The organism is Pseudomonas sp. URMO17WK12:I7 (genome assembly GCF_003269045.1).
Taxonomy (GTDB): domain Bacteria; phylum Pseudomonadota; class Gammaproteobacteria; order Pseudomonadales; family Pseudomonadaceae; genus Aquipseudomonas; species Aquipseudomonas putida_J.
In genome coordinates this window covers 1-12,699 of sequence record NZ_QLTL01000019.1, presented here as the reverse complement: position 1 = coordinate 12,699, position 12,699 = coordinate 1, and the positions used below count along the sequence as shown (strand labels likewise).

General features: G+C 64.9%; 12 protein-coding genes. 9 read left to right on the top strand and 3 right to left on the bottom strand.

Annotated elements, in window-relative coordinates; translation table 11 throughout:
• Position 1 precedes the first annotated feature (1 nt).
• Genes H040_RS22820 through H040_RS22810 form a run of 3 tightly spaced genes read left to right on the top strand, consistent with a single transcriptional unit; the run spans position 2 to position 2,794 of the window.
• Positions 2-1,696, top strand: coding sequence for a hypothetical protein (locus H040_RS22820; protein WP_027918812.1), 1,695 nt, complete (start codon positions 2-4; stop codon positions 1,694-1,696).
• Between the two features lie 2 nt (positions 1,697-1,698).
• Positions 1,699-2,394: a DUF3726 domain-containing protein gene (locus H040_RS22815; RefSeq protein ID WP_027918813.1), complete on the top strand. Its 696-nt coding sequence runs from the start codon at positions 1,699-1,701 to the stop codon at positions 2,392-2,394.
• 28 nt (positions 2,395-2,422) lie between these two features.
• Entirely contained in the window at positions 2,423-2,794 is a 372-nt protein-coding gene (locus H040_RS22810; RefSeq protein WP_027918814.1) for a RidA family protein, read from the top strand.
• Positions 2,795-2,805: 11 nt separating this feature from the next.
• Here H040_RS22810 and H040_RS22805 read toward each other — a convergent pair whose 3' ends face one another.
• Positions 2,806-3,213: an OsmC family protein gene (locus H040_RS22805; protein WP_027918815.1), complete on the bottom strand. Its 408-nt coding sequence runs from the start codon at positions 3,211-3,213 to the stop codon at positions 2,806-2,808.
• A gap of 367 nt (positions 3,214-3,580) precedes the next feature.
• Here H040_RS22805 and H040_RS22800 point away from each other — a divergent pair, with 367 nt between their 5' ends.
• Positions 3,581-3,868: a hypothetical protein gene (locus H040_RS22800; RefSeq protein WP_027918816.1), complete on the top strand. Its 288-nt coding sequence runs from the start codon at positions 3,581-3,583 to the stop codon at positions 3,866-3,868.
• A gap of 39 nt (positions 3,869-3,907) precedes the next feature.
• Here H040_RS22800 and H040_RS22795 read toward each other — a convergent pair whose 3' ends face one another.
• Positions 3,908-4,165 (bottom strand): hypothetical protein, encoded by a 258-nt coding sequence (locus H040_RS22795; protein ID WP_050437212.1) that lies wholly within the window; start codon positions 4,163-4,165, stop codon positions 3,908-3,910.
• A gap of 252 nt (positions 4,166-4,417) precedes the next feature.
• Between H040_RS22795 and H040_RS22790 the strand changes: the two genes are divergently transcribed.
• The 5 genes from H040_RS22790 to H040_RS22770 all read left to right on the top strand — a co-directional run bounded on the left by H040_RS22790 (position 4,418) and on the right by H040_RS22770 (position 10,327).
• Positions 4,418-5,959 (top strand): ABC transporter ATP-binding protein, encoded by a 1,542-nt coding sequence (locus H040_RS22790; RefSeq protein WP_027918817.1) that lies wholly within the window; start codon positions 4,418-4,420, stop codon positions 5,957-5,959.
• Between the two features lie 12 nt (positions 5,960-5,971).
• Positions 5,972-7,072, top strand: coding sequence for an ABC transporter permease (locus tag H040_RS22785; RefSeq protein ID WP_027918818.1), 1,101 nt, complete (start codon positions 5,972-5,974; stop codon positions 7,070-7,072).
• Positions 7,073-7,130: 58 nt separating this feature from the next.
• On the top strand, positions 7,131-8,057 hold the full coding sequence (locus H040_RS22780) for an ABC transporter permease (RefSeq protein WP_027918819.1): 927 nt from the start codon (positions 7,131-7,133) through the stop codon (positions 8,055-8,057).
• Positions 8,058-8,110: 53 nt separating this feature from the next.
• Positions 8,111-9,193 carry a BMP family ABC transporter substrate-binding protein gene (locus tag H040_RS22775; RefSeq protein ID WP_027918820.1) on the top strand — a complete coding sequence of 361 codons (1,083 nt, stop codon included), beginning with the start codon at positions 8,111-8,113 and terminating at the stop codon, positions 9,191-9,193.
• A gap of 174 nt (positions 9,194-9,367) precedes the next feature.
• Positions 9,368-10,327 carry an isopenicillin N synthase family dioxygenase gene (locus tag H040_RS22770; RefSeq protein WP_027918821.1) on the top strand — a complete coding sequence of 320 codons (960 nt, stop codon included), beginning with the start codon at positions 9,368-9,370 and terminating at the stop codon, positions 10,325-10,327.
• Positions 10,328-10,336: 9 nt separating this feature from the next.
• On the opposite strand, the gene H040_RS22765 is transcribed toward H040_RS22770, so the two are convergent.
• Positions 10,337-12,178, bottom strand: coding sequence for a potassium transporter Kup (locus H040_RS22765; RefSeq protein WP_050437213.1), 1,842 nt, complete (start codon positions 12,176-12,178; stop codon positions 10,337-10,339).
• Positions 12,179-12,699: the final 521 nt, after the last annotated feature.

Below are 12,699 nucleotides of genomic sequence, written 5' to 3'. Positions count from 1 at the left end.
AATGTCCAACAGCCTACCTGCAACACTGGCCTTGCGCCCCGCCAGCCAGGTCATGGACCTGGCCCGCCTGGGCAGCCACTTCCAGAGCCCGCTTAGCTTCGTGCGCAGCAGCATGCGGCGGATGATGAACCAGCGCTGGCACATCCAGCGCAGCCGCTTCGACCTCGATGCGCAAGGCTTCGGTACGGCCATCTACCGCATCGACACGCCCCATGGGCATTACCACTGCGTGCTGTTTTCGGCCTACCTGCCGCCGGAAAAACGCAGCGACCGGGTGATCGCCGACCAGTGGGACGTCACCTTCGTGCTGGTTGCAGGCGACGTCGATGCGGCGCACCTGGACGACCTGCAGCGCAACGTGCCGCTGCAGGAGGCCGGGCGCTTCGATGCCCGCGTGCTGGTGCTGTCGCGGGCCAACCGCAGCCTGCGCAACTTCGACCGCTTCCTGGCGGCGCTGGCCGAAGGGCAGCAGCCAGACCCACGCCAGCTGGCCGAGGTCGGCTACCTCTACCGCACCACTGCGGTATACGGCAACGGCAAGTTCGGCATCGCCGATTTCGGCTGCCTGCAGGACAACCCGGACTTCAACCAGCCTTTCAGCGCGCAGATGTTCACGGTCTACCTGTTGCGCCATTTCAGCATCGAACAGATCGAACACATGGCCCGGGCCCTCGACCCGCAACGTGCCGTGGCACTGGCCCCGGCACTGCAACGCTACCTGGGGGTCGGCAACGCGACCGGGCTGGGCATGGCGCCCTTCCTGATCAACCACCCGCAATTGGTGGAACGCTGGGTCAGCATGCGCGAAACGGCGCTGAGCCGGGCCTTGGCGCAACCGGCCGAGCCCGTCCGACTGGAGCGTCTGCACGCACTGCTGAGGCGGGCAAGCCTGCACCTGAGCCAGACCCAGACCGAAGACCTGCGCCAGCAGCAACAGGACCAGCAAACCCTGGCCGAACTCGCGGCGTTGGCCGACTGGCTCGGTGGCCAGCCCGCTGGCAATGGCCTCTGGCCACGGCTGCTGGCCTGGAGCGAGACACACGCCGGGCCGGGTTGCCAGGAACTGCTGGTGAGCCTGCTGCTGGAGCTGTACCCCGCGCTCGTGACGCCGCTGGCCGAGCAAATGGGGGCCAGCGAAGGCTGGCAGCTGGACGCACAGATGCCCCTCAGGCAGCTGCGCGAACTCATCGAGCAGCAGTACGGCTGGGCCCTGGCCTACGACTTCACCCACGTGGCGGCCGAGCATTTCTTCTGGTACCGCTCAGCCGAAAAAGAGGAGCCACGCCTGGGCATGCGTACCGAAGAGCCGGGCGCGGAAAAGGAAATGCAACTAGGCATTGCGCGCAATATCCAGCGCTGCCACCGCGCCGTGCTCGAACACCTGCAGGCACAGCCTCAGGCCCTGACCGCGCACCTGCTGATCGCCGCACCGACGCTCAAAGGCACGGTGCGCCGCCTGCAAGGCATGGCGCACAGCAACTACGGGGAAATCCGCGCCAACCTGCTGGACCGCGACATGCTGCCGATCCACCTGTTGCGCTGCAAACTGGCGTTCTTCGGTGCGGGCAAGTTCGACCCCAAATCCAGCCGCTGGGTACGCATCACCTTGTTCCAGGGCGCGCCTCTGGTGAGCGACATCGGCCAGCCGTTCGACGACGACTGGAACTTCGCGGTCATGCCGCAGGGAGCCTTGTGACCATGCGTGTATCCCTCAACGAAATCCAGGTGATGTGCCGCAAGGCGTTCGAAGGCATGGGCTATGCCCCGGGCGACTGCGAGGACGCGGCCGAACTGGTGGGCTGGCTGCACGTGCAAGGGCTCGATGGCATCGGTGCGCTGGCACAGGCGCTGGACTACCTGCAAGGTGAAGCCAGCCAACCCTTCACCCTGAGCTACGACGACAGCACCTTGCTGGTGCTCGACGCCCACGGCCAGAGCGTGCTGCGCTGCGCCGCGACGGCAGTGGAACTGGCACTGGACAAGGCGCTGCACCGTGGCCAGGCGTTGCTGAAGATTCACCACTGCCATAACCGCCTGTTGCTGCTGGGCTACCTGAGCAAGGCCGCCGAGCGCGGGCTGCACGTGCAGGCCCGCTGGGACGATGCGCGCCAGCGCCACCTGGCCGACTTTACCGCAGGCGAGCAACGCCCTGCGCTGCGCAGTGAAGCCCAGCCAGGCGCCGTCGAGGCATTCGAACAAGGCGTCACGGTGCTGTTCACCCGGCCGGCCTACGCCCTTCCCAGTGCGGGCACCACACAACGCACGGCTAACCAGGGCTTCACGGTAGACGCAGGCACCTGGCAGCGGCTCAAGCAGTTGTCCGAGCAGATTCTCGTCGAAAGCACCGAAGCCTCCCGCCGCCATGGTGCAGGCGGCGGCAGCGACACCGACTGACCCTCGCCTACATCCAGGAAGCCATGCAATGAAACATGCGATCAAGACCGACCTGTACGCCTCCAGGGCACCACTGGAGTGGGCCGTGGTCGGCAACGGCACGCTTTACACCGCCCAGATTCCCATCGATGCCCAAGGCCAGGTGGTCGCCGGCGGCATCGAAGCACAGGCCCGTCAGACCCTGGACAACCTGCACCACACCCTGGAGGCTGCCGGCAGCTCGCTGGATGCGGTGACCCAGGTGCTGATCTACGTAACCGATCGCAGCTACCTGGCTGCCGTCAACAGCTTGTATGCCGAGTACTTCCAGGCGCCGTACCCAAACCGCGCGGCGATCGTGGTGGCAGGCCTGGCCCGCGAGGAAATGCTGGTGGAACTGGTGGTGTACGCCTGCCTCTAGGGGCGCGTGCGTCACTCCACCAGCTTGCTGGCGATGATGATCTCGCCGCTCAACACCTTGTGAATCGGGCAGGCATTGGCGACCTCCAGCAAACGCGCACGTTGTTCATCGCTCAGCGCCCCGCGCAGGCGAATGTCGCGCGCGATCTGGAGCCTGGGTTCGCGCCCCAGCTGCTCCTGTTCGATGGTGATGTCCACGTCGATGGCTTGCAGCGGCATTTCCTTGCGCTGCGCGTACATGGCAACGGTGATGGAGGTACAAGCCCCAAGGGACGAGAGCAACAGCTCATGGGGCGACGGCCCCACATCGGCGCCACCTGCCTGTTCAACGACGTCGCTGGCCCACTGGTGCTGGCCATTGGTGATGTTCACCTGGTAGGCCACGCCTGCGAAAGATGCACGGATTGCTCGCTCTGCCATGGAAACTCCTGATGTGTAATTGTCCTGAAGCAGCAATGATAGAAAAACAGGGCGATCAGCAGTAGATGACGGATTTGCACCCTGGCGTTCCATAGGGAGAACGCAGGGGCCGCTTTGCGGCCCCTGCTTTCATCGCAGGTCCAACGTCAGCGCAGGCGTCCGGGCCCGCGACACACACAGCATCATCACGTCACCCCAAGCCCGTCTGCCACTTGGGCCATGCAGCAGGCTTTCGCCCGCTAATTGTTGGGCCGGGGTTGGTTAAAGCATCTCGTCCGAATAGCTGAAAGAATTTGCACGCTGCGGCAACTATCGCCAGTCACACGTAAACACAGAACTTCCTGTGTCTGACTTGAGGTAACCGATCATGGCTAACAATCAAGACAAAGAAAGACCCCAAGGCGGCAGCAACCAGGCCAACGCGGGGGATGCTGGCGGCAAAGGCGGACAAGGCGGCATGGCCGGTACGCAGAAAGGTGGCCAGCAGTCCGGACACACGCCTGAAGACAAGATGAGCAAGGACAAGGATTGGCAGCAGAAGGATACCGGGCACCAAGGTGGGCAGGCCGGTGGCAAGCAGAATCCAGCCGACAGCGGACGCATGGGTGGGCAAGCTTCCCAGGGCGGCACCCAGCATAAAGACAAGGATCGTTGATAACTGGCAACTAGCACCGGGGCGGCAGCGCCCTGGTGCTCACGTCTGTGCGTTACACCACCCAGACCGCCCATCGGTAGGGCTTTCTTCATTCGCGCCAAACGCGCCATTGCGGCATGCACAGGCGTAGTCCGCTTCAGCCCGGGTTGCGAAATTCAGCGTCAGCCTGAGCTTGTCGAGGGTGTCATAGAGGTCGTATCCCTTGCCCAGCGTGTTGGGGAAACCTGCGCGCCTGGGCAGGTAGTCTTTTTCCGGCGGTAGAGCGGGAACCACAACGAAGCGCGTCTGCATGACCATCCCTCTTCTTGGCAGCTCTTTAGTATTAGTCGCAATATGTGAAAGCATCAAGACGGCTCATGATTGATTTTCGCCCCACTTTGGCGCCGCCTGCGCCCCAAAACCACACACCCAGCCTCCCCCTGCACCCGCCCTGCGCGCTGCCTTGATCGGCCACAACCCCGCCTGCAACGGCCCCGCGACGGGAATCTGACCACTTGGCCATGTTTTTGCTTTGCATGCTGCTCACACCCACCACTGCCGAGCAGCCCCATGTCCGAATCCCCTCCGCACCTGCGCCTGGAGCTGCGTGCCATCAGCAAGCGCTACCCGGGCACGCTGGCCAACGACCGCGTCGACCTGCGCATCGCCCTCGGTGAGATACATGCCCTGCTTGGCGAGAACGGCGCGGGCAAGAGCACCCTGATGAAGATCATCTATGGCGTCACCCGGCCAGACTCCGGCCAGCTGCTGTGGCAGGGCCGGCAGGTGCAGGTGGCTGATCCGGCCCAGGCACGCAGCTTGGGCATCGGCATGGTGTTCCAGCACTTTTCCCTGTTCGAGACCCTGACCGTGGCGCAGAACATTGCCCTGGCGCTGGGCCGCGAAGCGGGCTCGCCGAAGCAGCTGGCGCCGCGTATCCGCGAGGTGTCGCAGCGCTACGGCATGAGCCTGGAGCCGGAACGCCTGGTTCACAGCCTGTCGATCGGTGAGCGCCAGCGGGTGGAGATCGTGCGGTGCCTGATGCAGGACATCAAACTGCTGATCCTCGACGAACCGACTTCGGTGCTGACGCCCCAGGAGGTCGATCAATTGTTCGTCACCTTGCGCACGCTGGCCCACGAAGGCTGCAGCATCCTGTTCATCAGCCACAAGCTCAATGAAGTGCGCGCCCTGTGCCACAGCGCCACCGTGCTGCGCGCAGGCCGGGTTTCCGGCGCCTGCGTGCCGGCCGACTGCAGCGACCTGCAGCTGGCGCGGCTGATGGTCGGCGATGCCGAAGGGCTGGAAGCCCGCTACCCGAAACGCGCAGGTGGCCTGCCGCGGCTGCGGGTGGACGACCTGAGCTGGCGCAACCAGGACCCGTTCGGCACCTCCTTCGAGCACCTGCGCCTGGAGGTGCGCAGCGGCGAAATCGTCGGCATCGCCGGGGTCGCCGGCAACGGCCAGGACGAGCTGCTGGCCCTGCTCAGTGGCGAAACCCGCCTGCACGCCAGCGAGCGCGAGCGCATCAGCCTCGACAACCAGCCCATGGCCAACCTGTATCCGGATGCCCGTCGCGCCCTGGGCCTGGCGTTTGTCCCGGCAGAGCGCCTGGGCCACGGCGCCGTGCCGGACATGAGCCTGGCCGACAACGCCCTGCTCAGCGCCTTCCAGCAGGGCCTGGTCGAACGTGGGCTGATCCGCTCGGGCAAAGTACTGGCGCTGGCCGAACAGATCATCCAGCGTTTCTCGGTCAAAGCCTCGGGCACGCAGGCCACCGCGCGTAGCCTGTCTGGCGGCAACCTGCAGAAGTTCATCCTTGGCCGGGAAATCCTGCAGAGCCCCAGGCTGCTGGTTGCCGCCCACCCGACCTGGGGAGTCGATGTTGGCGCCGCTGCGGCGATCCACCGCGCACTGATTGCCCTGCGTGATGCCGGCGCGGCGATCCTGGTGATTTCCGAAGACCTCGATGAGCTGCTGCAGATCAGCGACCGCATCGGCGCCCTGTGCAGCGGGCGCCTGTCACCGCTCAAGGCCACCGCCGACACCCACAGCGTGGAGGTCGGCAGCTGGATGGCCGGCCAGTTCGACACCGCGCAAGCCGCCATCTGACGAGAGCCCACCATGTTGCTATCCCTCGAACCCCGTACCCAGCAGTCGCGCGCCATGCTGGTGCTGTCGCCGCTGCTTGCTGCCCTGCTGACCCTGGCCAGCGGAGCGATCCTGTTCAGCGCCCTGGGGCATGACCCGCTGCTGACCTTGCACACGTTGCTGATCGAACCGGTCAGCGACCTGTACGGCCTTAGCGAACTGCTGCTCAAAGCGCTGCCGATCCTGCTTTGCGCCCTGGGCTTGGCGGTGGCCTACCAGGCGCGCATCTGGAACATCGGCGCCGAGGGCCAGTTGCTGATCGGCGCCCTGGCCGGCAGCGCCCTGGCAATCCACATCATCGACTGGGAAAGCCGCTGGGCACTGCTCTGGGTGCTGCTGGCCGGCAGCCTTGCCGGTGCCCTGTGGGGGGCGCTGGCAGCGTGGCTGCGCACGCACTTCAATGCCAACGAGATCCTCACCACCATCATGCTCAACTACATCGCCCTGAACCTGCTGCTGTACTGCGTGCACGGCCCGCTGAAAGACCCCGAAGGCTTCAGCTTCCCGCAGTCGGCGATGTTCGGTGATGCCAGCCGCCTGCCGGCACTGTTCGAGGATGGCCGCGTGCATGTCGGCCTGTACTTCGTACTGCTGGCACTGGTGGCGGTGTGGGTGCTGCTGCACAAGAGCTTCCTGGGTTTCCAGATCAAGGTGCTTGGCCTCGATCAGCGCGCCGCCGGCTTCGTCGGCTTTCGCGAAAAGCGCCTGGTGTGGCTGGTGTTGCTGATCAGCGGTGGCCTGGCGGGCCTGGCCGGGGTCAGTGAAGTCAGCGGGCCGATCGGCCAGCTGGTGCCGCAGGTGTCGCCGGGCTACGGCTACGCCGCGATCACCGTGGCCTTTCTCGGCCGCCTCAATCCGCTTGGCATCCTGGTTGCCGGCCTGCTGATGGCTCTGCTCTATCTCGGCGGCGAGAACGCGCAGATGAGCCTCAATCTGCCGCAGGCGCTGACCGGGCTGTTCCAGGGGATGATGCTGTTCTACCTGCTCGCCTGCGACGTGCTGATCCTTTACCGGCCACGGCTCAGGCTCAACTGGCGGCGGCGCACGCCGCTGGCCGAAGCGGCCAGTGCCTGACCTCCCCTGACCTTTACCAGTGCCTGCCGCCATGGGTGCGCAGGCTGAGGCTTCGACTATGGATCTCGATCTGCTTGGCAACATCCTCTACGCCATGGTGCGCTGCGGCACCCCGCTGCTGCTGGTGGCCCTGGGCGAACTGGTGTGCGAGAAAAGCGGCGTGCTCAACCTCGGCCAGGAAGGCATGATGCTGTTCGGCGCGGTGGTGGGCTTCATCACCGCCTTCGCCACCGGCAGCCTGTGGCTCGGTGTGCTGATGGCATGCCTGGCAGGCATGCTGCTGGCGTCGCTGTTCGCCGTGGTTGCCCTGGGCTGCCAGGCCAACCAGGTGGCGACCGGCCTGGCCCTGACCATCTTTGGCGTCGGCCTGTCGGCGTTCGTTGGCAGCGCCTGGGTCGGCAAGCCGCTGAGCGGTTTCGAAGCGCTGGCGATTCCGCTGCTGGCCGACCTGCCGATCATCGGCCACATGCTGTTCAACCAGGACCTGCTGGTCTACCTGTCCTTCGCCCTGTTCCTGCTGGTCGCCTGGGTGCTGCTGAAAAGCCGCGCCGGCCTGGTCCTGCAGGCCGTTGGCGAAAACCCCGACGCCGCCAGCGCCATGGGCCTGCCGGTGCTGCGCGTGCGCACGCTGGCGGTGCTGTTCGGCGGCGCCATGGCCGGCCTGGCCGGCGCCTACCTGTCGCTGGCCTACACGCCGATGTGGGCAGAGAACATGACTGCCGGCCGCGGCTGGATCGCCCTGGCGCTGGTGGTATTCGCCAGCTGGCGGGTACTGCGCGTGCTGCTCGGCGCCTACCTGTTCGGCCTGGCCAGCATCCTGCACCTGGTGGCCCAAGGCATCGGCGTGAGCTTCCCGGCCAACCTGCTGGCGATGCTGCCGTACGTGGCGACGATCCTGGTGCTGGTGGTGCTCTCGCGCGATGCACTCAAGACCCGGCTCTACGCCCCGGTATCGCTGGGCCAGCCCTGGAAAGCGGGACGCTGACGGCGCACCGGCAAACAACAGAACAACACAAGACCCACAGGAGTGAACCCTCGATGCATCTGAAGAAAAGCACCACACTGCTGCGCACCCTGGCCGCCGCCATCGGCCTTAGCACGGCGCTCTCTGCCACCGCAGCCGACCCGCTGAAGGTCGGCTTCGTCTACATCGGCCCGATCGGCGACCATGGCTGGACCTACCAGCACGAGCAGGGCCGCCAGGCGCTGATCAAACAGTTCGGCGACAAGGTCCAGACCAGCTTCGTCGAGAACGTGCCGGAAGGCGCCGACGCCGAGCGGGTCATCCGCAACATGGCCAAGGGTGGCTACGACCTGGTGTTCGCCACCTCGTTCGGCTACATGAACCCTACCGCCAAGGTGGCCAAACAGTTCCCCAAGGTCACCTTCGAACATGCCACCGGCTACAAGCAGGACAAGAACCTCGGCACTTACCTGGCGACCTCCTATGAGGGGCGCTACGTCGGCGGTTACCTCGCCGCGAAGATGACCAAGAGCAAGAAAGTCGGCTACGTCGCGTCCTTCCCGATCCCGGAAGTGCTGCGCGACATCAACGCCATCCAGCTGGCGCTGGACAAGTACAACCCTGGCACCGAGATCAAGGTGGTGTGGGTCAACTCCTGGTTTGACCCGGGCAAGGAAGCCGACGCTGCCAATGCCCTGATCGATCAGGGCGTCGACGTGCTGTTCCAGCACACCGACAGCCCGGCGCCGATCCAGACCGCCGAGCGCCGTGGCATCTACGCGGTGGGCTATGCCTCGGACATGGCCCACTTCGGGCCCAAGGCGGTGTTGACCTCCATCGTCAACAACTGGGCCCCGCATTACATCAAGAGCACCCAGGCGGTCATCGACGGTAACTGGAAGCCTCAGGACTACTGGGGCGGCCTGGCCGAAGGCACCGTCGAGCTGCCGATCAGCGACCTGGTGCCGGCTGACGTGAAAAGCGGCGCCGAGCAGATCATCGCCAGCATCAAGGACGGCTCGTTCCACCCCTTCACCGGGCCGATCCTCGACCAGGCCGGGGAGGTGAAGATTCCTGAGGGCGCGGTGGCCAGCAATGCCGAACTGGCGGGCATGAACTACTACGTCAAAGGCATCACCGCGCAACTGCCCAAGTAAGGTCCCGTAGGAGCGGCCTTGTGTCGCGAAAGGGCTGCAAAGCAGCCCCAGCAAGCCATGCATTTACGCTGCATTCATGGGGCCGCGTTGCGGCCCTCTCGCGACACAAGGCCGCTCCTACAAGTGCCAGCACAGGCCTGAAAATTTGATCACCGCCCTTGTTCCGGAGCCCTGATGAACACACTGCCAATCATCGACATCACCCCGCTCTACCAGCACGACCCCGCTGCCCGTCAGGCCGTGGCCCGGCAGATCGATGCCGCCTGCCGGCAATGGGGTTTCTACTACATCAAGGGGCACCCGATCCCGGCCGCGCGCATCGCTGAACTGAAAGCCGCCGCCGTAGACTTCTTTGCCCGCCCAACCGATGAAAAGCTGCGGATCGACATCACCCGCAGCGCCCACCATCGCGGCTATGGCGCCATCGCCACCGAGCAACTCGACCCTGAGCGGCCAAGCGACCTGAAGGAGACCTTCGACATGGGTTTCCACATGAGCGCCGAACACCCTGACGTGCTGGCAGGCAAACCGCTGCGCGGCCCCAACCGCCATCCGGCCATCGCTGGCTGGGAAGCACTGCTGCAACAGCACTACCAGGACATGCACGGGCTTTCCCTGACTCTGCTGCGGGCCATGGCCGAAGCACTGGGCATCGCGCAGGACTTTTTCGACCAGCGTTTCGCCGAACCGATCAGCGTGCTGCGCATGATTCACTACCCGCCACGCCAGGCCGCCAGCAGCGCCGACCAGCAAGGCGCCGGCGCACACACCGACTACGGTTGCATCACCTTGCTGTATCAGGACAACGCCGGTGGGCTGCAAGTGCGCAGCCGCGACGGCCAGTGGATCGACGCGCCGCCCATCGAAGGCACCTACGTGGTCAACATCGGCGACATGATGGCGCGCTGGAGCAATGACCGTTACACCTCCACGCCGCACCGGGTCATCAGCCCGTTGGGCGTGGACCGCTACTCGATGCCGTTCTTCGCCGAGCCGCACCCGGACACCGAGATCAGCTGCCTGCCCAACTGCTCCGGCCACGACAACCCGGCCAAGTACCCGCCGGTGTCGTGCAGCGCCTACATGCTGTCGCGTTTTGCCGAAACCTATGCATATCGCCGTAAGGCGGTTTGAACGCAGGGATCACATTTCGACCTGGGTACCCAGTTCGATCACCCGGTTCAACGGCAACTGGAAGTACTTGAGGTTGCTGTTGGCGTTTTTCAGCAGGAAGGCGAACAGGTGCTCGCGCCAGCGGGCCATGCCTTTCTGTTTACCGGCAATCACCGTCTCGCGGCTGAGGAAGTAGGTGGTGCGCATCGGGCCGAACTCAAGGTCGGCATGGGGGTAACGGCTCAGTGCCAGCGGCACGTTGGGCTCCTCCATGAAGCCGAAGTGCAGGCTCACACGGTAGAACCCGGCGCCGAAGGCCTCGACTTCGAAGCGCTTGCCGGCGGTGACCCGCGGCTCGTCCTCGAACACCACCGTGAGCAGCACCACCTGCTCATGCAGCACCTGGTTATGCAGCAGGTTGTGCAGCAACGCGTGGGGCACCGCCTCAGGACGCGCAGAGAGAAACACGGCCGTGCCGCTGACGCGATGCGGCGGCTGCGCCTGCAGGCTGGCGATGAACAGTTCCAGCGGCAGTGAATGTTCGTCCAGCCGTTCGACGATGATCTTGCGCCCGCGCTTCCAGGTGGTCATCAACACGAACAACGCCACCCCGGCAATCACCGGGAAGGCACCGCCCTGGAAAATTTTTGGGGCGTTGGCGGCAAAGAACAGGCTGTCCACCAGCAGGAACGCCAGCAACATCGGCACCGCCAGCCAGCGTGGCGCCTTCCACAGCAACAGCACCACCGCAGAAGCCAGCAGCGTGGTGATCAGCATGGTGCCGGTCACCGCCACGCCATAGGCCGCCGCCAGTGCCCCGGACGACTCGAAGCCGACCACCAGCAGCACCACGCCGACCATCAGCGCCCAGTTGACCATGCCGACGTAGATCTGCCCCTGCTCCTCGCTGGAGGTGTGCTGGATGAACATGCGCGGCACATAGCCCAGCTGGATGGCCTGGCGGGTCATGGAAAACGCCCCGGAAATCACCGCCTGGGAGGCGATGATGGTGGCCAGCGTGGCCAGTGCGACCATGGGCAGCAGGGCCCAATCCGGCGCCAGCAGGTAGAACGGGTTGCGCACCGCCTCCGGGTTACCAAGGATCAACGCGCCCTGGCCGAAGTAGTTCAGCACCAACCCCGGCAGCACCAGCAGAAACCAGGCCCGGGCAATGGGTTTGCGGCCGAAGTGGCCCATGTCGGCGTACAGCGCTTCGGCACCGGTCAGCGCCAATACCACGGCGCCGAGAATGGCCACGCCCATGCCCGGGTGCAGGATGAAGAACGTCACCGCCCACACCGGGCTCAGTGCCTGCAGCACCTCCGGGTGCTGGACGATGCCGTGCACACCCAGCGCGCCGAGCACCACGAACCACAGCACCATGATCGGCCCGAACAGAATGCCGATGCGCGCAGTGCCGTGCTTCTGGATCAGGAACAGCGCCACCAGCACCACCACCGCCAGCGGCACGACCCAGTGTTCAATGCCGTCGAAGGCCAGTTGCAAGCCCTCCACCGCCGACAACACCGAGATGGCCGGGGTGATCATGCTGTCGCCATAAAACAGCGCAGCGCCGAACAGGCCAAGCAGCACCAGCACCCTGCCCAGCCGCTTGTAAGGTGCTGCCGCGCGGTGCGCCAGCGCCGTCAGGGCCATGATGCCGCCCTCGCCCTGGTTGTCGGCGCGCAGGATGAACAGCACGTACTTGAGCGACACCACCCACAGCAGTGACCAGAACACCAGCGACAGCACGCCAAGCACACCGGCGCTGTTGGCCTGGACGCCGTAGTGCCCGGCGAACACTTCCTTGAGGGTGTACAACGGGCTGGTGCCGATGTCGCCATAGACCACGCCGACAGCGGCAACGAGCATGCCGACAGCGGTGGATTTACTGGGTTGGGGTGGGTTTGCTGCGACGGCGGACTGGCTCACGAAAGGCTTCTCTGGACTGGCGGTTGGAAATGCATGCCATCCCTGAGCATCGCGCGGTCAGTATCCTTGCAGCGCGTCAGGGCTGTCGTAAAAAGAGCGTAAAAAAACAGGGGATTGTGTTGGGGCGTTTGGGCTTCGGAGTGTTTGCCTTGGGAGGTGCAGCGCCTATGAGATCGAGCGCCGCCCGCGCGGCGCATCGCGGATGAATCCGCTCCTACATTTGTTTCGGGCCAGTCACTCCTGTGAAGCCAACAGGAACCGCCTTGTTGGTATGGCGATACATCTCTGTGGGCATGACGCTGCCCCATCTGTCTCCCGTCATGCACCAAGGCGGACAGCGCTAACCTCACAGGAATAATTGGCCCGAAAAAATGTAGGAGCGGATTCATCCGCGATGCGCCGCGCGGGCGGCGCTCGATCTCTGTGGGCATTGACGCAGCCCCATCTGTCTCCCGTCATGC